The sequence below is a fragment of the Agrobacterium sp. 22-221-1 genome (assembly GCF_053522445.1).
Genome location: NZ_JBNWCL010000032.1, coordinates 1 through 20,080 on the forward strand (window position 1 = coordinate 1; position 20,080 = coordinate 20,080).

The 20,080-nt window shown below is 56.9% G+C and carries 16 protein-coding genes and 1 pseudogene; 6 read left to right on the plus strand and 11 right to left on the minus strand.

Annotated features, from left to right (window positions below; translation table 11 throughout):
- Positions 1 to 657 precede the first annotated feature (657 nt).
- Positions 658 to 963: a type II toxin-antitoxin system RelE/ParE family toxin gene (locus ACQZ5N_RS25825; protein WP_269347887.1), complete on the plus strand. Its 306-nt coding sequence runs from the start codon at positions 658 to 660 to the stop codon at positions 961 to 963.
- Complete coding sequence (locus ACQZ5N_RS25830; protein WP_045025177.1) at positions 956 to 1,249, plus strand: addiction module antidote protein; 294 nt, start codon at positions 956 to 958, stop codon at positions 1,247 to 1,249. The genes ACQZ5N_RS25825 and ACQZ5N_RS25830 overlap by 8 nt, the downstream gene beginning before the upstream one ends.
- A gap of 593 nt (positions 1,250 to 1,842) precedes the next feature.
- On the opposite strand, the gene ACQZ5N_RS25835 is transcribed toward ACQZ5N_RS25830, so the two are convergent.
- The 5 genes from ACQZ5N_RS25835 to ACQZ5N_RS25855 all read right to left on the minus strand — a co-directional run bounded on the left by ACQZ5N_RS25835 (position 1,843) and on the right by ACQZ5N_RS25855 (position 7,444).
- A complete protein-coding gene (locus tag ACQZ5N_RS25835) occupies positions 1,843 to 4,281 on the minus strand; it encodes an AAA family ATPase (protein ID WP_448734511.1) in 2,439 nt (812 codons plus the stop codon).
- The gene (locus ACQZ5N_RS25840; protein ID WP_448734512.1) at positions 4,278 to 4,865 is read right to left on the minus strand and encodes a hypothetical protein; all 588 of its coding nucleotides are present in this window, start codon (positions 4,863 to 4,865) and stop codon (positions 4,278 to 4,280) included. The genes ACQZ5N_RS25835 and ACQZ5N_RS25840 overlap by 4 nt, the downstream gene beginning before the upstream one ends.
- Positions 4,862 to 6,547: an SIR2 family protein gene (locus ACQZ5N_RS25845; protein WP_448734513.1), complete on the minus strand. Its 1,686-nt coding sequence runs from the start codon at positions 6,545 to 6,547 to the stop codon at positions 4,862 to 4,864. Before ACQZ5N_RS25845 ends, ACQZ5N_RS25840 begins: the two co-directional genes overlap by 4 nt.
- A gap of 169 nt (positions 6,548 to 6,716) precedes the next feature.
- The gene (locus ACQZ5N_RS25850) at positions 6,717 to 7,085 is read right to left on the minus strand and encodes an IS3 family transposase (RefSeq protein WP_448734514.1); all 369 of its coding nucleotides are present in this window, start codon (positions 7,083 to 7,085) and stop codon (positions 6,717 to 6,719) included.
- Positions 7,082 to 7,444: a transposase gene (locus ACQZ5N_RS25855; RefSeq protein WP_448734515.1), complete on the minus strand. Its 363-nt coding sequence runs from the start codon at positions 7,442 to 7,444 to the stop codon at positions 7,082 to 7,084. Before ACQZ5N_RS25855 ends, ACQZ5N_RS25850 begins: the two co-directional genes overlap by 4 nt.
- Before the next feature lie 199 nt (positions 7,445 to 7,643).
- On the opposite strand from ACQZ5N_RS25855, the gene ACQZ5N_RS25860 reads away from it, so the two are divergent.
- Complete coding sequence (locus ACQZ5N_RS25860) at positions 7,644 to 8,183, plus strand: hypothetical protein (protein WP_448734516.1); 540 nt, start codon at positions 7,644 to 7,646, stop codon at positions 8,181 to 8,183.
- Positions 8,180 to 8,866: a hypothetical protein gene (locus tag ACQZ5N_RS25865; RefSeq protein WP_448734517.1), complete on the plus strand. Its 687-nt coding sequence runs from the start codon at positions 8,180 to 8,182 to the stop codon at positions 8,864 to 8,866. Before ACQZ5N_RS25860 ends, ACQZ5N_RS25865 begins: the two co-directional genes overlap by 4 nt.
- Positions 8,867 to 8,868: 2 nt before the next feature.
- Here ACQZ5N_RS25865 and ACQZ5N_RS25870 read toward each other — a convergent pair whose 3' ends face one another.
- The 3 genes and pseudogenes from ACQZ5N_RS25870 to ACQZ5N_RS25880 all read right to left on the minus strand — a co-directional run bounded on the left by ACQZ5N_RS25870 (position 8,869) and on the right by ACQZ5N_RS25880 (position 11,228).
- A complete protein-coding gene (locus tag ACQZ5N_RS25870; protein ID WP_448734524.1) occupies positions 8,869 to 9,099 on the minus strand; it encodes a VWA-like domain-containing protein in 231 nt (76 codons plus the stop codon).
- 314 nt (positions 9,100 to 9,413) lie between these two features.
- Positions 9,414 to 9,645, minus strand: a pseudogene (locus ACQZ5N_RS25875) (redoxin domain-containing protein); the annotation flags it as partial.
- Between the two features lie 692 nt (positions 9,646 to 10,337).
- Complete coding sequence (locus tag ACQZ5N_RS25880; protein ID WP_448734518.1) at positions 10,338 to 11,228, minus strand: hypothetical protein; 891 nt, start codon at positions 11,226 to 11,228, stop codon at positions 10,338 to 10,340.
- A 152-nt stretch (positions 11,229 to 11,380) separates the two neighbouring features.
- On the opposite strand from ACQZ5N_RS25880, the gene ACQZ5N_RS25885 reads away from it, so the two are divergent.
- Entirely contained in the window at positions 11,381 to 12,154 is a 774-nt protein-coding gene (locus tag ACQZ5N_RS25885) for a hypothetical protein (RefSeq protein ID WP_448734519.1), read from the plus strand.
- A gap of 411 nt (positions 12,155 to 12,565) precedes the next feature.
- Here ACQZ5N_RS25885 and ACQZ5N_RS25890 read toward each other — a convergent pair whose 3' ends face one another.
- The 3 genes from ACQZ5N_RS25890 to ACQZ5N_RS25900 form a co-directional block, all read right to left on the minus strand.
- Positions 12,566 to 14,230 (minus strand): type IV secretory system conjugative DNA transfer family protein, encoded by a 1,665-nt coding sequence (locus ACQZ5N_RS25890; RefSeq protein WP_448734520.1) that lies wholly within the window; start codon positions 14,228 to 14,230, stop codon positions 12,566 to 12,568.
- A complete protein-coding gene (locus ACQZ5N_RS25895; protein ID WP_448734521.1) occupies positions 14,227 to 14,535 on the minus strand; it encodes a mobilization protein in 309 nt (102 codons plus the stop codon). The genes ACQZ5N_RS25890 and ACQZ5N_RS25895 overlap by 4 nt, the downstream gene beginning before the upstream one ends.
- 185 nt (positions 14,536 to 14,720) lie before the next feature.
- Positions 14,721 to 15,632 carry a nucleotidyltransferase and HEPN domain-containing protein gene (locus ACQZ5N_RS25900; RefSeq protein WP_448734522.1) on the minus strand — a complete coding sequence of 304 codons (912 nt, stop codon included), beginning with the start codon at positions 15,630 to 15,632 and terminating at the stop codon, positions 14,721 to 14,723.
- 410 nt (positions 15,633 to 16,042) lie between these two features.
- On the opposite strand from ACQZ5N_RS25900, the gene traA reads away from it, so the two are divergent.
- Positions 16,043 to 19,798, plus strand: a complete 3,756-nt coding sequence (gene traA / locus ACQZ5N_RS25905; RefSeq protein WP_448734523.1) for a Ti-type conjugative transfer relaxase TraA — start codon at positions 16,043 to 16,045, stop codon at positions 19,796 to 19,798.
- Positions 19,799 to 20,080 lie beyond the last annotated feature (282 nt).

A 20,080-nucleotide genomic window follows, 5' to 3' on the forward strand; every position in this document is an offset into this window, starting at 1 on the left:
GTTATTATGATCGATCACCATCAATTTTCATCACCTTTTCATCCCACTTCACAATCAGATTCCCTCTCGGCTCCACCAATGAATAATCCCTCCTTCATGCAAAACCCATATAAAATCATGCGGTTACAAGTGGCTCAAGTTCCCTGTCCGTAAAACAAGCAGAATCCGCCAATTAAACTCCCTGCCTCCTGCAGCAATGGTTTACTTACAATATTTATATGTTTTAGTGCCATTTCGGCATAAATTATATGTTTGGCGGCAGCTATCCCCTGCCTCAAATCAATGGCGCGCGGCGATCAATCATTCACTCCAGCCGTAAGTGGTAATTTATTTCAAACATAAAGTATAAAAATAAAAATATATGTATTCATAAAACAAATACTGGCAAAATATTCCAGATATAAATACCCTGCAGCGACCGCCAATCCAACCCTACCGCTCATCAAACATCTCTTCAGTTTCCGCATAAGCGTCGACTGCTGTCCCAGATTCGTCCAGCACAGCGCAAACCATTGTCCGCTCCATTCCCCACGGGAAGTAGAGCCTGTGCTGCCTGCTGCGTTCGAGGCGGACAAGCGTGGCCAGCTACGCTTTTTTAAGGCCACCAATTCTCCTACAACCTTGCAATAGTGTAGTTTATAGACTACGGTGCATCTCATGATCGAGTTAAAGCAGACGGCGGTTTTCGCCAAATGGGAAACCCGTCTAAGGGACAAACGAGCGAGGACTGTCATTGCGGCGCGATTGATGCGGCTGGCTGAAGGCTTGCCGGGGGACGTCGAGCCGGTTGGGGAAGGCGTCAGTGAATTGCGAATACACTATGGCCCCGGCTATCGCGTCTACTTTCAGAGACGGGGCAATGTCCTCATCGTGCTTTTATGCGGTGGCGACAAAGGATCGCAAGCCCGTGATATTGCCGCCGCGCATAAACTCGCCAGGGAATGGAGCGAAAAAGATGACTGAAAAACTGACCACCTATGATCCTGCTGCCGCTTTGGTCGACGATGAAGAAATCGCCGCGTTCATGGCCGACGCCTTCGAAACCGGCGATGCTGCCTATGTTGCAAAGGCGCTCGGCGTCGTCGCGCGCGCTAAAGGCATGACCGAAATCTCGCGCAAAACAGGCCTGTCTCGCGAACAGCTTTATCGATCGTTCAGCGAGCGCGGTAACCCAACGCTCAAAACGACGTTGGCCGTTATGAGAGCACTCGGTGTTGACGTGACCGCCAAGGCCCATGCCGCGCAATAATACGGTGGTCCGCATATGTGCGGCAGAAACAAGCCACTAACAAAGCATCCACTCGCCTGATCCTTCCGCATCGAGCAGCAGGACCAGGCGCGAGGGTTCTCCTTGGAGCCTCGAAGCGTTTGAAGCCATCACTCGCGTAGAGCACCACTGGTAGCGAAAGATGCGGTCGAAATGCGACAATGATCGAAGTCTGCCGCTGTGTCCGCGATTAGCGCTTCCACGCCACGACTGCATTCGGCCCCGAAGCGGACATTGGTGACCGAACACCGAAGGACAGCTTTCCCGCCTTCCTATCGGTCATTCACGGAGCTCTGGCGAGCGCCTCAAAGCAGAAGTTAGCGCCACCAGTCGATGTTGAATTCGCTGATGTCGTACTCCCCGGTACCAACGGCATAATCGTCGACCTGACCGGCGAAGTCGGGCGGCACCTATGGCCGTATGTGGCTCACGGCTTCCTTTGCCGTCTGGCCCTCGCGGCTTTGCTCTCCGAAATACTCAACAAATCTCGCCCAATTATCAGGGTGCCAACTTTTGGCATCGGCCAGACCAGTTAGCGAGCTGCCCCGTAGACCTGCTAAGATAGGCGAGTTATCTCAGGCAGCGACAGCGTTGTCGTCTTCAAACGAATAAAAGTGAGGATCCGCAACTACGTCGCCGGCGAAATTGCGACTGATCTCCACAGTAATTAGGCTGTCGCCAGCAAATGCTGGGCTGAGCTCAAGCGTTAGATATTCAAACAGCGCACGCTCGTGCACCGCGATCACCACTTGCTTGCCGAGACCCTTCGAGAATGATCGCAACAGAGCGGCAAACTGGGCGATGTGAACGTCATCCATCGATTGCACCGGGTCGTCGAGCACCAACCATGGCAGCTGGGACGGTACCGACAGGTTAAGCGCAAGGAACAGGGTCAGAGCCGAAGTGTTCAAATTGCCTTGGCTGAGCATGGCGCCCGGAGGACCGGAGGCCTGCCCCGACCGATGAAAAGTCTCTAGCACAGCCTCAACCTTTCCGTTGTCCTGATCGGGAAGCCGGAATTGCGGAACGAACTGCTCATTTGGAGCAAGCCGGACGAACAGGTCGCGCCAGACCTTGTTGAGCGAGCCGCTGAAAACGTCGCGTACGATCCCCGAACGGACATGGGTTGCCGCGGTCGCGATGGTCTTCGCCCGCTCCCGGACGTCGCCAATCGACGAAAAGGCTCCCTTCATCGTCGCAACCCGCCCTTCAAGCTCGGTGGCGCGCGCCACGCGGTCCGATAGTACCTGGTCCTCGCGAGCGTACTGGTCAAGTTCGGTCTCGACCGAGACGCGCAACGAAAGTGTCGTCTGGACGGCCCTGAGACGGCCCGAAAGCGCTTCGGTCGCCGCGTCGAGGGCCTCTCGCAGGCCCGAAAAGTTCGTCGTCGGTTGGCCGGTTGCCCGTTGCACCACATCATTGATCTCGGGAAGCAGGGACGCCGACTGCAGCCATGCCCGTCTCGTGGCGGCGAGCCTGCGCCGAGCACCATCCAGGCGCACGAACTGGCTCTGTCCATCAGCGGCATCCCCCTGCAGCGGCTCAAGCCTCGATTTGATCGACGCGATCGCGGACCGCCGCCGGCGCAGATCGACGAGCACCTCGGGCTGCAGCACCAGCCGCTCGGCACTAGCCTCGTCCCGCCGCGCCGTCGTCAACCGCTCGCTCTCAGACGCACGCTCTGTCGAGAGCGCCTGCAAGCGCCCCGCTTCCGACGTGAGGTTCGCTATCGTGGCCGCAATGTGTGCGGTCAGGGAGCCACTATCTAGTTCCCCGTAGTCGCGGTTGCAGACCGGGCACATGTCCCCTTCGACATGCGGTGCGATTCCCGCAAGGGCAGCGGCGAGCGTCCGGGCGTCCTTGGCGCCCGCTTCGAGTGCCTGGTTGATTTCACCAATGCGCGTCGCCGCCCTCTCGATCATAGTTCGCGCCGTCGCCAGCTGCTGGCTCGCCGCGCCGTGCTGATCCAGCAGCCGCTGGCAGCGATCAGCCTCGACGAAGCACCATCTGAGCGCGTCCGTGACCTGATCCCCTACGCTGGCGCCATCGAGTGGCGAAAGCTCGGAATGAAACTCCCTGAGGACGTCCAGAGCCTGGGTGATCTGCGCTCCAGGGCCGTTTAGCCATGTCTCGTACGCGGACACGATGGTGGCAGCGTCCCGCTCCAGCGCCGCGAGTTCAGCGTCAGGACTTCTTGCCGCGGTCTGCTCAAGACGGCTCAATAACGAGCTTACCTCTGTGCCCTGCTGGGTGACGCTGGCGAGTTCGGCCTGGTCCCTATCCCGGTCTCCAATCCGGGCTCGCAGTGCGGCGACATCGAAACCGATACCGATCGGCACTGCGGTGGGGTCCAGTACGGCCAACAGCTCGTTGAGACGGGAGATGCGCTGGGTTGTCGCCTGCCTGGCGCTCTCGACGCTCGAACGTTCACGCTCGAGTTGCTTGTCGAGCAGATCATGGGCCTCTTCGAGCTGCTTGTAGACTGGGGCAAGCTTGCGTATCCGCTTGACATTGAATGCATAGTCGAGGCCTTCCACCAAGGCGTCGAGCGCATCCAGGCGGAGCAACTCTTTGACGAACTCCGTAAGCCGCGAGTTCGTGGTCTTCTTTTGGTCGTAGATGTCCAGCAAGCGACCCAGCACTGCCTGCGGCAGGTAGCACCGTTCAGCGAAGAAACCGGCATCAGCCGCATTGAGAGCTGGCGTCGCGTCGAACGCGTTCGGGGCGAACGTGACTTGGCCATGCCGTAAAGAACGACCATTCAGCCCTTCGACGGCAAGCTGGATAGAACCACCCGCGGTGTCAATATGGGTGAGGAAGTCGTGGTACATCGGCTGGTCTTCGAGATGGGCGATCGAGCCGGTAAGTCCAAGTTCGATGGCCGACAGCACGCTGGTCTTACCCATGCCGTTGGTGCCGTGAACCAATACCACCTGCGCATCGAGCGGAATGACCACCGATCCGCGCATGGATCGGAAATTCTGGATCGAGAGCGACTTCAAACGCGGGTTCATGATTGCGCTGCTCCGTCCTCGAGCACCTTGTCGGCAAGCGTCGAGATTTCAAGGGCAAGCGCTGCCTCTACGGCCTCCTTGCCTCCTTCGGCCAGCTGCACGAACCTGCCAACGGTCTGTTCGTCAGCGGTATCTTCCAGACGCTTCTCCAGGTTGGCCTTCCAGTCAACCAGATGCTCGACCGGCGGGGGACTCTTCAGCGGCAATAGCACCGCCAACCAGTCCCGCACCATTTCCTCCGCCATCGGCCCGATCGGTGCCCCGACTGGCAGCACGCGGCAGACGCGACTGATCGAGTTCACGAGGTCGTTGTTTGCCTGACCCGAGGTCAGAACGGCGGTTACCGATCGCTTCGATCCCAGCACATCTAGCGCACGGGTAAAGGCGAGGATGGACCGGGTGACTTGTGCGTCTTCGGAAGGGCCGGTGAGTTGGATCACAACGACAAGGTCGTTGGCCTTTTCGCCGGCCACCAGCACGTGAGTGAAATCGAAAGCCTGCGAACCGATCCTGATCGGTTTATCAAGCGGCCGGTAGCCGCCCTCCTTGGTCAGAATCTCAAAGACCGTTTCCGCTGTCGTCATAGTCCGACCTCAGAGTTGAACCTGCTCTGGACCTCGTCAAAGGATGCCGAGCCCTCGAGTAGGTTGCTGACGCTAACATAGCGCGGCAGCGCCTTGCCTGTCCTCCAAGACTTAGATGGGCTTCGCTGTTGCCGGGGCGTGACCTTGCGCGAGCAAATGACGACAACGTCGTCGTCTGTCTCGTCGAATGCCCCGGACGCGACAAGCTGGTTGATGTTGTCGTCATTGGCGGCAAGAAATACACGGGCCGCTGCCCCCGAGGCGATAAGTCGCAGCGCCCCACTCGTAGGTTGCTCCGGATCGTCGACGGCGACCGACCACTGGTTGGCGACGAGCCCCTGGCCGATCAGCCCCAGTGCTGCAGCGGCCTCCGGCTTGGCAGAGAACACTGCCGCCGGGTCCTGCTGCATCACATGTGCCGGCTGCGTACTCAGCGGCATGTAGGGGCGGCGGCCCGGGCTGCCCGGCCCCCCGAGAAATTGTTCGGAGACCCGCCCCATTAGCGCGGCAATGGTCCGGGCGCACTCGTAACGGTTGGCGTCCCCGGCCTGCGCCGCGGCACTTTCGAGCGCTTTGAGGCCATCGACGAGGCTCTGCTTGCCCGCAGCGCCAACGGCAGGTGACGTCAGCAGATCTGCGAGCGCGGCAAGCTTTCCGAAGATTGTTCTAAGCAGCAGCGCCAGCAGTAGTGGTTTTCCGAAGGCAGGCAAGGCGGCATCCGTCCGAATCTGGTCGCGGTTGACCTCATAGTCGTCCCGGTACGCGCCCTCGAGGATAGATTTCTGGCCGTCAGATAGCTGCTGTGCAGCAAACACGATTGGCGTCGGGACGGAGTTCCAGGCACAATCATTCGCGCTAAACAGCTGCTGGATGTTGGTGTCCTGCCCAGAAAGCCCGATCATCAGCGTTCTTGAACGTGCAATCAGTGCCCGGAGCTGTTCCCGCATCTGGGTGAACCGCGGGTTCAGAGCCCAATGCGTAATGGCCGCTTCCCTCGCAACGAGCAGTGGCCGATACTCGGCCTCGTTCGCTATTGCCCGGTTCGCGCAGCCGTGGAACTTGTACAATCTCCCGATCCCCGGAGGTCCGTGCAAGTCGCCCCCGGTAACAGCGACGAGAAACGTCTCATTCGGCCGACCGAGTTCAACCATTGCCGCTTCCAGTAGACCATCCCAGTTGGCCGTTGCAAGATCCGACACCACGCCTTCGAGAACCAGCATGCCGATCGCCAGATGCTCGGCGTCCGCCTTCTGCGCCGCAAATGTGCTGGCGAAGTCGAGGATGTCCCACAGCAGGTAGTCGAAGGGCCGGCCCTGAACCTCGGTGCCTAGCACCTTGGAGTACTTGTTCCAGAGCCGGTCGATGAGTGCGTCGTGGATAGTCCACGACGCAACCGGCTGCGCGAGGTCGACCTGTGATCTCTCGTCGACAGACAGGTCGGCCAGACCGAGGATACTGTCGAGCGCGCGATGGTGCTCGCAGTCAGCACCCGTGATGCGCTGACGCAGGTTCTCGAGCAGCTTAGATAGCACACCGTCCAGTCCGACCACGCGGTCCCGAGAAATGCCAGATCCTAACCAGAGAGCATACTGCCCAGCGCGGAAGCCCGCAGAGAAATTCTCCTGCGGTCCGTCGAGTAGGTCCAGCGTCTCCGCAATTGAAATGGTGTTAGCTGTCGGCAATTTTATCCCCCTAGCGCATCAATACCGTCATAGCGGGCTTATTGCTAGAGTGAGTTGTGTGGAACTCGTACCCTGCCAGTTGACGGCAGGTCACCGCCGCTTGGGCTCATGCCCCCTCGCAGCAGGGAGCAGGCAAGTCTTCACATCCTCCCTTCTCTTTGCATTCTAGTCATATGCCTCCCCGATTGGGGCGAGGCGCACTGTACGTGAAGTCGGCCACCCAGACCATATCGGGCCGCGCCGGGATCACATTGCGATAAAGGTTCGGGTAGATCGGCGAATCGTGGTTGCTATCCGTCGTGCGAACATACCGCTTGCGAGGCTTGATCCCGAGGCCATTGGCCCGCATGACGCGGGCGACACGCTTGTGATTGACGAGGTGGCCTCTTCGCTGAAGCTCGTGTGTTACGCGTCGGTATCCATAGCAAGGCAGCTCGTCCTGGATGTCCTCAATGATTGCAATGAGCTCACTGTCGCCGAGATTTAAAGCTTTTGCCGTTGATCGGTAATAGTAAGTGCTCCTCGGGAGATCGATCATTTTGCACCCCCGTCTGACAGAGCAGGCCGGGGACCGGTGATGATGGAGGAGCTCCCGCTGTCGCCGGCGATCAACTGGCGCGGTGTTTTTTTAACCAGGTCCAGCTCCATGGTGAGCTGGCCGACCTTGCGTTCAAGCGCCGCAATGTGGGCGTCGTACTCGGCAATGACGCTGGCCTCAGCCTCCTCATCGTTCAGATCGCCGCGATCGAACTGCGTCAGCCATAGCTGTATGAGGTTTACCGAAACGCCGTATATCCGCTGTGCGTCGCGCCGTCCGATGACGCCGTTTCGGATATTCTGGCAAAGCTGCAACTTGAACGGCGTCGAATGCCGGCGATATGGACCTCGGGACTTCATGAGCCTTCTCCGATTGAGGCCCGCAGAGTGTATCAGTTTTTCTGGGTCCCGTGGTCCAGCCCAAGGGGTTCACTCCAATCCTGGGTCAGCTCTCAGCGCAAATCAACACTGGCGATCCGCGTTGGGCTCAATTACCACGTGCGGTTGCTAAGACTTCAAAGTTGTGCAAATGAAGCTTTGCAACATTCCTGGATTTTCGATGAGTCTTACTGTTCAATTCGGAGCTTGCTCCCCAGCTGCGCGGCCGATAAGCGACGCAGAACGATCGTTTAAGCCAGCAAGCCTTCAAAAACTTGACAGCTTGACCGCTCCTCATCTCAAGTCTTACATCGACTCTGCGGCTGGTTTGCTCGCCACTCAAGTTGTAGGCTGTCATTGTGCTATGTTATGGGTGGTGGACGAGCATGGGGATATTCATTTTGCGCTCGAGGAGTTAGTTGACGAAAACACTGGTGTCTCTGTTGCCGTTAAGCCGAGAGCAGATTTAGGGCCAATTGAGGGGACCATAAAACTCGGGCATCCAGCGTTGATTTCCCACCCGAGCAAAAACGCGAGGATCGGCGGAGAAATTCTTTACGATCGGGTCGCAAAGGTATGGGAGATCAACAATCGCTCTGGAAGATATGGAATTCGTCGTCAGGCGAACCCATCTCACTTGGTAGAGGCCGCAAAGAAATTTAACGCTCTTTGCGGCATAGTTCTCAAACCGGTTTTCAGTAAACCTAGGGCAAGTAAATGATATCCTTAAGCGCAATGAGCTCTAGTGAGTTCTCACGCCTTAAAGACGACCTGAAAAGAGGCGCAGTCCGTCTGCAGTTTTTGAAAGCGGTGAACCGTTTTCTCAAAGCACACCCGATGGACGGAGGAGCTGACTCCGATCTCGTGTACATGGTTGGAGAATCGCTTGCGTCTGTAAACGTTTGGGAACGGATCTCGCCAAAGATGATCGCGGAGTATGTTAGCTATGATAACAGTGCTTCGCTTGAAGTCCTTTTGGAGACCGTCCCGGACTATCTCGAAGTCGTACTTAAGGAGTTGGATCGGGCGCATGAACGCACCCGCTCCTTCTACCGCTCGCACATGGCGATTATTTCACCTGAAGGTCGCACAACTGGGGAGCGTATCGATCGGGGTGGTCATGTCGTTGAGGCGATCAGTGATCCCATCATCTCTCACCTTCCAAGAATTAAGGCAGACCTGAACCAAGCTTGGGCGTTTTACAAAGGCTTGGATCATGTAAGCGGCTCGAATTTGAAGACTGGTATAAGCTTGAGGCATGCAGTTAAATTGGAAGTGTTGCCCCAAGCTGTTTACCGATTTGAGCATGAGCCCAAAATTGGCTTTGCCTGGACCAACCTCGAACCACGCAACCCGGCGGCAGAGAAAAAAAGGCCGAAGGCTCACCCGAGCAAGAACAAGTAGCTTCAGATAGAAATATTCATGCACTCGCCGAAAGGCGGGGAGAGCGCGCCGAAATCCTTGCTGTCCCGGCAGTAGACGCCCCACAGCACTGACATTGGTGGCTGCTCGCCGAAGTCGCTGACATACATGTCCGTCAGATAGATTGTTGCCTGTGCATCCGGAAACTGCTCCTCAATCTTCTCGAACGTATCGCTGAACGCTGTGCCACCACCGCCGGCCGGGTGCAGGGCCAGCTCGTCGCCGTTCTAGAACTGCTCGATATCCAATGGTGATGTCCTGATTCCGTGTCGCGCAGTTCACGAACGTCTGTGTCTGGGACAGGCTCACGTCTCTGCGAACGGCGTCGACGGCAAACAGGATCTCGAAGTCACGCACCTCGAGTGGGCGGATGTCCCCGAGCGCTTGGAAGGCTGGCGTCGCGATGCTCGGGGAGCGACAGAGATCAGCGTCGTCCGGAGCCGCTGTTTGCACGCAAGCCGGTTCTGGCGGCTCAAATTCGGTGATTGATGTTGTTATCCGGGCCGGAACGGCCTCAGCTTGTCGCTTACAGAAGGAGCGAATGATCGGAAAGAATTGGGAACGGAAGGTGAAGCCGTTCCGCAGCCTCGCGTTGATACTCCATGGTCTGGGTCGAGAGGCCGGATAAAGCTTACGCCCAGTTCCTTCAATTCGGCAAAATGATCACGGAACGCGCAAGATTGCGGTGTACATCATCTCGCGCCAGGGATTGCATCCCACCCTTCATGTGCGTTACCTCCGGGTGGGATTGTCCGAGGATATCCAGCTGAAAATAGCAAGGTTATCCGGTTCGGCCTTTTCTGCGACCTCAAGCCCAAAAAGGCTGAAGAAATTATCCGCGAAATACATGCACATGTCGAAAACTGGCCAGCCTTCGCGGAATTGGCCGGTGTAGCCGAAAAGACCGCGCAAACTATTCACCGAGCCATGCGGCGGGAAATCATAATGTCAGCCTAAGACATCAGGTCCTGATCAATCATATGCTAACGAGAGAACCGTGAATAGAGCAGTAGCCCCGGCCTGTTTCGCCCATCTTCTGTGTTTCGGCCTGGCATTTGACCCCACCATCGGCGCGGAAGGCTGACCCCCGCCATATCGACGAAACGGCACATTGATCCGCGTGTTAACCTGTCCCAACCGGGGTCAGTCTTCCGCGCCGAAACGGGGCATACTTCAATGCTTAATCAAAGTTTTTCTCGCGCCCAGCGTTTTGGGAGAGAATGCCACCCTCAAACTCGCTTGGCTGCGGTTTGACGATACGGCGAAGCTGCGTCTGTCTGCCGTCTAACGTGCCACGAACCTCGTGGGCTTTAAGAATATTAGGACGTTCCACATCCCAAGACTTTCATTTGTTTTGGCACCCAAGTCTTGAGATCATAGAACTGCCGGGATGCGGGCGTGGATCCGCATATCGATAATATAAACTCACGTTAAAACGCCACGCTCAATAAAATTAAGCATCAGTCGTGAAAGTTACTTTCACGTCCCGATACTTATCACGCAAATCCTTACCCAACTCATCTACTAACATTCTGTTTTTTTCATTTTTAGTAATCGAGAATGCAACGCCATCTTCGCCTTCGGAAAGGATATGTATCGCGGGGAAATATTTCGGAACGACATCTATGATCATTTTACCGATCTGACGCGTCGATGTTATCCCCATCGCTTTGATTTGCACCACGTCGGCTTTAACCGGAAACCGCTGTTTAGTCCTTGAGACCCCATGTCCTGACATTCTTTCTAGGCCGAAAATCGTGTCACGCTGCACCGCATCCTCTAAGAATCTCATTCGGTCTAGAATGGCGGTCATCTGGTCCTGAACAACCTTTTCAGCCGGAGTTGCGCTTTTCTCGAACTCAATTTTCCCCCGCGAGAAGGTCACTGGGTTATCGACTTGGTGTTCTGTAGATGTCGCCTCTCGAATAAACTCTTCCAGTACCGCTCGCGCAGCTTTTATGTCCTTCGGTCGTTGTCGTGAGAATTTGACTGATCGAAACGGCGCTATATCGAAAGGAATCCTTTGCCCTTCTAGGTGCATGTGGATAATAGGCTTTTGCACCGTGTGCCGAATACCTATCTCGTAAAAGGCATTTGGATTCAGTGTGGTCAGGTCAGCAATTACAAGATCAGACTCGAGCAAAGCCGTAATAACTTGTGACGTTATCTGACCGGGATTAGAAATCTTATCAGCTCTAGTTACAAGAAATTCGGGAAAATGCTGGTCGAAGACTGGCTCTATAATATCTTCAAGAAGCCAATCCGCATGGATACGATCTTCGCTTTCGTCATCCCCGATGGGACCGACCACAAAGCATGTTTTCTTTTTCGGTTTACCAGCCATAAAACCCTCAACACACGAATCGGTTTCTACTTAGCGCTTTATTCAGCCCTTCGCCACAACAGGCTGTGGATTGTGTGCGGTTGTGCAACATGCCATCGATTTTGTTGGATGGAGCGTGCTAAATATAGTGACATAGTTTGGCGAGGTGCGCTTTGGACTGGCAGACGATTACATTAAGCTGGGGCTTCAACTACGCAACGCTACTAGGATTTTTCGTGACTGCAGGGCTTGCTCTATGGACGTATGTTTCGCTCCCTCGGGCGCGCCTAGCTTACAATATCCAACATTCAACGATCATAGGACGAAGCCAGACCACTTTTTCCGGCGCCCTCGAGGTGACGTACAAGGGCGCTCCAATTACTCGTGCGACTCTGACGCGCCTGTATATTTGGAATGATGGAAACCAGACAATCCGTCGATCAGATATCACTCGCAAACACCCTTTAGGCATATCTGTACCCGGCGGTGAGTTTTTGTTGCAGTCACAGGTTTCGCAGTTGGCTCACCAGGCTATGGATGTAAGCTTCTGTGATGGTGATGAGGCGTCCGACAATATCACCTTCGAATACATCGAACCCCGTCAAGGGTTCGTGTGTGAAATACTTCACACAGGGTCAGATTCAGATTTCGCGTTTTCAGGCACGCTGATCGGAGCTGGGGAGCCCGTCCGAAAAGAACTTCCGGGACCCAAAATCTCTATGCCGCTCGCCCTCGCAGTTGCGACGCTGGGCATCATAACGCTCTTTATTCTCGTAAAGGTGCATCAAACATCCATCCAGACGGATCAAAGGCTATTGTCCTACGTCTTTGGGACAGCCTTCATGGCAGCGGCCGGAGTATCGAGCATTTTCACTTGCTTAAAGATTGTAAAGGGCACTTTGCCGCGCGCAAATTTTGGCAGCAAACAGGACAAAATAACCGCTTAAACATTGCTAAATCTCTGGACGAGATTCTGCCTCCGACGCAGGATGAGAACCGTAAGCCAATCATCTTTCGGGAGACATCTCGTGAAATTGTTACCGGACACACGGGCGCGCAAGCGTTCGCAGGTGTAACGCGCCTTCAATCGCATTCAGATCGCTTCCTCGTTGCACCTTCACAGCAAGACGCACGCCCGTCCTGCCGCTCACTTCGGCGCTATGGGGGAGCGCGTTCCCGTCAGGACAGGCTCGATCACCGCCTCGATTGCTGCAGAAGTTGATACCGACCCTTTTCCAATTCCCTGGCGATTGGAATTATCACTCATGATAATTGGAAGTCCACGCCAAAGAGATCCAAGGGCCTCCGATGCAAGGCTACGATGCCAAAGCCAGACTGCCTTTTTGTCATCATTCCCGTCAGACTGGATCGAACATCTCCCTGAACTCCGGATCAGCAAAATAGGCAAGCTTTTCAGCAAAAATTGGTCGTTGCCCGGCCAGGAACAGCAGTTGTCCTTTTGCGGGCAGGTTGCGCACCTCATCAGGAGTGAGTAGCGGCCGGCCGGTATGCTGTTGGCTGTAGGAAATCCCCGTCTTATCGGAATCGAGCGCTCTGGCCATCGTCTGGAACACGACCGTTTCCTGTCCGAGCAAATCAGAGATGAGGCGGGCGCTGTCATGATCGTTGACGCCGAAGACCTGCAGCACGCCGGCATTTGACAGGAAGGTTCCGGCGCGGTGGCCGTATGTGGCACGCAGCTGATGGATGTCCTGGAGGATGGGCCAAAGCTGGACACCATAGCCCGCCATCAGACCCATCGCGCGCTCGACCGGTGCCAAATGCCCGAGGGATGCGAACTCATCGAGCAGATAGAGAACCGGCATAGTCGGCTTTGTCGGATCGCGGGCCATTTCGAGCAGGCTTTGCGAGACAAGCAGTCGCAGCCAGCGCGAATAGGTCGAGAGGCGATCAGGCGGAAGGACGAGGAACACCGTCATGTTGCTGCGCTTGAGATCGGCAAACCGGAAATCCGAGCGACTGAGGACGTCCGTCATGCGCGGTGAATCAAGAAAATGCGTATGGCGTTGGGCTGCGGAGAGAACGCCCGCGGCTTCGCGATCGGATTTACCGAGGTGTCGGTTTGCGGCGCGCGCGACAAGACCTCTTGCCGCGTCGCTGTCCTGCATACGTTTCAGTAGTGCTGCAAACTGTTCCGGAGCAAGGGTGAGATAGTCGCGAAGTGTTGCAAGGTGCCTGCGTCGCAAAGGCTCCGCCGCAACGATCTCGAGCAGCAATCCGGCAATCAGCGCTTTTGCCTCCTCGTTCCAATGCGCCTCTCCCGCCATTCCCGGTTCGTCGAACACGAGAGCGTCGGCAAGGGCACTAGCATCTTCCGCGACATCGAGGTTTTGGGGATCAAGCATGGCTAGGGGGTTGAAGGCTGCCGAGGGTCTGCCGGTGATCCCGAAAGGATCGAGCACATGAACCGGACCGAACTTCTGGCGCGCACGGCCGGTGATCCTTGCATTCTCGCCTTTTGGATCGACGCAGATCACGGAACGGTCTGAAGTCAGCAGGTTTGGGATGATCGTGCCCACACCCTTGCCGGTACGCGTCGGTGCCATTGTGAGAAGATGGGCCGGGCCATCGTAGCGTAGAGGCTTGCCTGATTTCACATCACGACCAATCAAGAGGCCGGAGCCGGATGAGGTGAGAGCGGCTGTCTCCTTGTCTGTCGCGAAGCGGGCGGAGCCATGGGTCTCAATGTCGCTATCCCCGAAATGCAAAATCAGCGCGCTAGTGACAAAGCGGAAGGTGATAGCGGCGAGCGCCAGCAGGGTGACGAGATCGGGGATGATGTAGACAACCGACCCGCGCCCGAAACCCGTTTGCTCGAGGAAATAACGGCCACCCATGCCGATCACAAACGTGACGATGATAAGGATGAACATAAATCCGAGGAGCCGTTTCCAGATCCGGAAGGGCATGGCAATCAAAGCCAGAAATACCCAAATCGGATCACGGACGGCGGCTCGCATCATGTTCTTGAATGCGCCCCGGGCAAGTCGCAATCGGTTCATGGAGCGCCCTGCGCGCCGTCACCATTCTGTGCTGCGCCCGACTGTTCTGGTCCGAAGAGATCGGCAAACAGCGCCTTGTCATTGTCACGTGTCAGAAAGTCCGGTAGTTCGCGACGCAGCCATTCACCGAGTTGCTTCTTAAAATCCTGATCAGTCGAGGTCTCCAGGTGATGCAGAACGAGCGATCCGATCAGGACCTTGCGGCGCGTATCATTGTTGCGCTCGGTTTTCGAGAGCCGGGCCTTGAGTGCGGAACGTTGCGCCTCCAGTTCGGCCAGGCGCTGTTCGATGGTTTTCCTTGCCACGATTATTCCTTTCGATTGCGGTCACACCGGAACTGCCGCTGTTAACCACGGCTTTGCTCCTGGAAGACAGACCAGTTTCTATGAGGAGATCGACATAGCGATTGTAAGAGGAGGTCGGACCCTATGGTTCATGACGCTGCGGTGGCTGCTGCCTGAGCTCAAGGTTGTTGAGCCACCCGTGAATCTCAGTCGCTGGCGTTCGCGGCCTGTTCGAGCTTTTCGATGTGCTCGCGGCAAAGCGTCTCGACCAGCTTGTGAAGTTCCGCCGTGCGCTCCTGAAGCCAGGTGAGCGCCTCTTCGGAAACCTCGAAACGCTTCGAATAGCGTGCCTTCACGTAAGCCTCGTTCAGGATGTTGTACCATGTGGTAAATCGCTGACGGTCGCGCGGCCAGATGTCGATCAAACGGTGATCACGACCTTCGGAAAGTCCACGCAGGAATTTGAGGTTGTGCGAAGCAGGCGAATAGTTTGTCAGAGTCAGGAGGTAGCAGTTATAGGCGCTCTCCACTGCCTGATGGAGTTCGAAAACAGCATGCTTTATGCGCTTGTCTTTCAGATACAGCGACGTATCGAGAAACGAGCGAGCGGCAGCCATTTCTTCGTAAAAATGCTCTTCGGCTACTCTAAGCGCATCTGCCGGTCTGAGCGGTTTCGGTTCAGCCAGAGGCCTATCGTCGAATTCGTAAAGCACGATGCCTTCACGGGCGAGATCAACAAAGAATGGTTGGCCGTCATTTAGAAAATTGCTGATCTCGCGAGCGCCGTGGACAATGAGCCCCACGGGTGTTTCGATTTCCTTGTCCCACATCAGCCGATCGGTTGCCTTGTCCCAGTATTTCGGATCGGCCAGTTCCTTGTTGCTGACGATGACGAGAATGTCGAAATCCGAGCGATAGCCTTTCGACGTATGCGGTTCATCCACCCAGGTGCCACGCGCGTAAGAACCGAACAGAATGATTTTGAAAATCCGCCCGTCCTTCTTGGCGTCAGACTTGGAGCGCTCGACCAGATCAGCAAACTCTTCCTGGATAATTCCGACGACGCGTGCGAGCTCGCGTTGCTTTCGTTCCGGCAAATGTTCAAGGCTGGTCTTCATGTCTGCTCCGTTTCTGGACGGTATCCTGTATGGGCCATTGTAAACTTCTTTGAAACTCCGATTTTTGGCAGCCACCAATCGATTGCCTGTCTTGCCGGACTATCCACTGCGCGTTGTCTGCGCCCGCTCCTGTTTGTCGAGTCGCGCATGCAATGGTTTCTTCCGCTCGTCCAGCTCCCTTGTCCTTGATCAGTCGTGCGATCAGCCTGCGTATATCGCCCTCCGCGGATTGATGCGTTTGTTTCTCCTATTCAAACACGAGCAATGACCGGTTGGCGACTACTACTTTTAGTAGTCGAAATGCCCATTCAATGTTGCTAGCGTTGCCACCGGTAAACAGACAAGGGCGCACTTACGACTTGCCGCGCAGTGGAGCGCTGAATTTCCCCGTTGCGGATCGGAGATTTCGTTTGGCGATTTATCATCTCAGCACCAAACCGGTCTCGCGGTCATCCGGCCGCAGCGCTGTGGCATCTGCCGCCTACCGTTGCGCGGTTCTCCTCACCAATCAACGCGATGGTCTTGTGCATGATTTCACCCCGAAGGAGGGTGTCGACCATAGTGAGATCGTACTGCCGGAAGGTATATCTGCCGACTGGGCTTTGGATCGTTCGGCTTTGTGGAACGCCGCCGAGTTTGCAGAAAAGCGTAAGGATGCCCGCGTTGCCCGTGAATTCGAAATCGCGCTTCCGCATGAGCTGTCGCCAGAAGGGCGGTTGAAGGCTGCACGCGCCTTTGCCCGGGATCTGGCAAACCGCTATGGCGCGGCAGTGGATTTTGCAATCCATTCGCCAGGTGAGCATGGTGACATCCGAAACTACCATGCGCATGTGCTGATGACCACGCGAGAGGTTCGCCGGGTCGGCCTTGGCGAGAAGACCCGTCTTGAGCACAAGAACGCAAGGCTGTTGGCAAACGGTATGGCGACAACCGACATGCAGCTTCAAGATATCAGGCAGTCATGGGAAGGCATCGCCATCCGTCAGCTTCAACACGAAGGCCTGGATATCCGCATCGATCATCGCTCACTTGCGCAGCGCGGCCTCGAGTTGTCGCCGACCGGGCATATGGGCGTGCATGCGTCGCAAATGCAGCAGCAAGGAATGGCAGTCGAGCGCGGCCGGCTGGATGACAAGGCAGCACGGCGAAATGCCGAGCTGATCCGCCAAAAACCGGAACAGGTTTTGTTGCTGATCAGCAATGAAAAGAGCGTGTTCGATCGACACGACATTGCCAAGACCCTGCATCGCTATATCAACGATGACGCACAGACATTCCGAAACGCTTTTGCGGCTGTCATGACATCACCAGCGCTTGTGGAACTCCAGGCTGAGCGCATCGATCCTGAGACAGGCAACGTCTCCAATGCGCGCTATTCGACGCGGGAGATGATCGATCTGGAACTCGCAATGGCGCGGTCGGCCAAGCGGTTGCATCAGGCGCATTGCCATCGGGTCGATCCCCGCCATGTCGAGCGTGCAATGGAAAGGCAGGATCGCTCAATCCGGAAAAGCTCTGGCGGAATGGTGGCTGCGAGCGATCCTTCATCAGGATTGTCGGACGAACAGCGTCATGCGATCAAACATGTTGCGGGCCCCGAAAGCATCGCGGCTGTGGTCGGGTTCGCTGGTGCGGGAAAGTCCACCATGCTGGCCGCCGCTCGTGAGGCCTGGGAGGCTCAAGGCTATCAGGTCCATGGTGCGGCGCTGGCCGGAAAGGCTGCCGAGGGTCTTGAGGAAAGTTCCGGTATTCAAAGCCGCACCCTGGCGTCATGGTCTTACAGTTGGGGCCATGGCCGGGGCATGATCGACAGCAGTGACGTGTTCGTCATCGACGAGGCCGGCATGGTCGGGAGCCGGCAGCTTGCCCGGTTCATCGGCGAGGCTGAAGCGCGCGGCGCAAAGATCGTTCTTGTCGGCGACCATGAGCAGCTGCAGGCAATCGGGGCCGGTGCACCCTTCAGGGCGATTGCCGAGCAGATTGGCCATGTCGAACTTTCCGACATTCGCCGCCAGCGCCATGATTGGCAGAGACAGGCATCGGTTGCCTTTGCGACCCACAAGACGGCCGAGGGCCTCGCCGCCTATCGGGATCACGGTGACATTCACTTTGCGGAAAGCCGCGACGCGGCGATGGCAGAGATCGTGCGTGATTATGTTGCCGATAGTGAGAAGCGTGCCGATGGCACCCGGGTTGCCATGGCGCATCGCCGTGTGGATGTGCGCGCCCTCAATGCCGCCATCCGCTCCGAACTTCAGAACAGACAAAGGCTGGAGCGCAGCCACGGGCCGAGCGCCGGTGCGGACCGTGGGAATGGCGAGGACGGTCGTGAACTAACCTTCCAGACCAATAACGGCAAACGCGCCTTCGCCGCCGGTGACCGGATCATCTTCCTCGAAAACAACCGCGACCTCCGCGTAAAAAACGGCATGCTTGGCACCGTCGAGCATGTCGAGCCGGATAAGATCATCGCCCGGCTTGATGGCCGAGGCGACGACAGTGTCAGCATTCCCACGGACAGCTACCAGGCGATCGACCACGGCTACGCGACGACGATCCATAAAAATCAGGGTGCGACGGTCGATCGCGCCTTTGTGCTGGCGTCCGGCACCATGGATCGGCATCTGGCCTATGTTGCCATGACCAGGCATCGCGACAGCGTACAGCTCTATGCCGACAGCCAGGAGTTCGCCAAGGCCGGCCGGCTGGTTAACCACGGCGTTGCGCCCTATGAACACAATCCGCAATCGCGAGAAAACTATTTTGTGACGCTGGAAAATGACACGGGCGAACAGCGCACGGTGTGGGGCGTCGATCTCAAGCGGGCCATGCGAGATGCATCGCCAGAGATCGGAGACAGGATTTCCCTCCAGCATGAAGGCGCCACGCCTGTCACGCTTCCGGATGGCACGCAGGCCGAGCGCAATGCGTGGCGTGTCGTCAAGGGGGACGAACTGGCCTACCAGCAACTGACAAGCCGCCTGTCGCGTTCCGGCGCGAAGGAGACAACGCTGGACTACATCAGGGACTTTGCCGAGCGGCGCGGGATCGCCAGCGACCCATGGATAGCGGAGCAGCTCGGGGTCAGGAGCGAGATCGAACTTGCTACCGCCCAAAAAGAGCGTCAAGAGGTTTTGGCCCGTGCGGCCCATCCGGTGCGGGAGCAACAGGACCGGCCATCGGAGCGTCAGCAGGTTTACGAGGAACGTGCCGGCGATCTGGCCGGCCCTGTTCGCCGCGAAGATCGTCGCAATGAGTTCGCCCGAACAATCGATGGCAGTCGGAGGGACGACCGGACAGAGGACAATAAAGGATATCGCCGCATCCGGTGGTCCGACCTGATGTTGAAAGACGGCGCCGTCCCTGCCCCCACAGAAACTGTCGGCCAACGATTGCCGCTGGAACCCGGTAAGCCCGGTCCGCTGGTGCCAGCAATCACCCGTCACGACCACAGCATCGAAGAGGTGGCGCAGCAAAGGGCGATGTCCGTCATTGATCAGAGATTCGATACGGTGGAATCTGTAGCGCTGCACGTGTTCCGTGATCCGGTGGAAGTCTCTGCAAGACTGCGCACCGCGATGACCGAGAAAGAAGGCAATGGCAAGATCATGGCGAAAGCCATGGCAGAGCAGCCAGAGCGGTTCGGGGAGCTACGTGGCAAGTCGGGTCTGTTCGGAAACAACAGGGAGCGGAAAGATGCGCTGCACTATGCAAGGTCTCTCTCTGCCCATATCGGCTATGTCTCCGAGGCGTGGGGGCGCCGTCTGGGCGAAGAGCGCGAGAGCGAACAATGGCAACGCGAACAGCGTGACGTGATCGAAGTGCCAGGCCTCACGCCGCGCAGCGCCGAGATCATTGCCAAGGTAGAGAAGATGCCGGTCGAGAGGCGAAGCAAGTTCATCAAAGAGCTGCGATCGTTACCTGAGGGCCGAGCCGCGCTCGATGAGGCCAGGCTGATAGCCGAAGCAATCACGCGGCGGTTTGGTAGTTCGGATTCTCGCAGGATTGCTGAGGAGATCGCTGCACGCCCGGAGCTCGCAAAGCAGGCCGAGCAGATCAGGACAATCGCCCGCCTGGTGCATCGTGCACGCCATGCAGAACTCAGCCATGACCATACGCTGAAACAGCAACTCAAACGGTCTCGCGGGCTTGGATTGAGCCGATAATAGGCCGATCCTCATTACTTTGTGCCCGATCGAATACCCGCGATGGCTAAACTCGTCAATCCGGCGCCTCGAAGGGATGTGAACCGTCGGTCAGGCTCGACTGTGGTCGATCAGTTTTGCGGCAGTATTCTGGCCATTTCTGCGCGCCATGGAGTACGCGAAGAATTCGAACTGTCGTCTCGGTGTTGATTGCCACTGAGAACTGACCCGGCGTTTCCACCGAGAATTGACCCGCCTGTTAGGTATGTTTCGGGTCTGCGGTCGTGGTCAAGTTCCTCGTTT

Bases quoted from the DNA above. Each gene is read 5' to 3' on its own strand.
- ACQZ5N_RS25825 (WP_269347887.1), top strand. From the start codon at position 658: ATGATCGAGTTAAAGCAGACGGCGGTTTTCGCCAAATGGGAAACCCGT.
- ACQZ5N_RS25830 (WP_045025177.1), top strand. From the start codon at position 956: ATGACTGAAAAACTGACCACCTATGATCCTGCTGCCGCTTTGGTCGAC.
- ACQZ5N_RS25835 (WP_448734511.1), bottom strand. From the start codon at position 4,281: ATGAACCCGCGTTTGAAGTCGCTCTCGATCCAGAATTTCCGATCCATG.
- ACQZ5N_RS25840 (WP_448734512.1), bottom strand. From the start codon at position 4,865: ATGACGACAGCGGAAACGGTCTTTGAGATTCTGACCAAGGAGGGCGGC.
- ACQZ5N_RS25850 (WP_448734514.1), bottom strand. From the start codon at position 7,085: ATGATCGATCTCCCGAGGAGCACTTACTATTACCGATCAACGGCAAAA.
- ACQZ5N_RS25855 (WP_448734515.1), bottom strand. From the start codon at position 7,444: ATGAAGTCCCGAGGTCCATATCGCCGGCATTCGACGCCGTTCAAGTTG.
- ACQZ5N_RS25860 (WP_448734516.1), top strand. From the start codon at position 7,644: ATGAGTCTTACTGTTCAATTCGGAGCTTGCTCCCCAGCTGCGCGGCCG.
- ACQZ5N_RS25865 (WP_448734517.1), top strand. From the start codon at position 8,180: ATGATATCCTTAAGCGCAATGAGCTCTAGTGAGTTCTCACGCCTTAAA.
- ACQZ5N_RS25880 (WP_448734518.1), bottom strand. From the start codon at position 11,228: ATGGCTGGTAAACCGAAAAAGAAAACATGCTTTGTGGTCGGTCCCATC.
- ACQZ5N_RS25890 (WP_448734520.1), bottom strand. From the start codon at position 14,230: ATGAACCGATTGCGACTTGCCCGGGGCGCATTCAAGAACATGATGCGA.
- ACQZ5N_RS25900 (WP_448734522.1), bottom strand. From the start codon at position 15,632: ATGAAGACCAGCCTTGAACATTTGCCGGAACGAAAGCAACGCGAGCTC.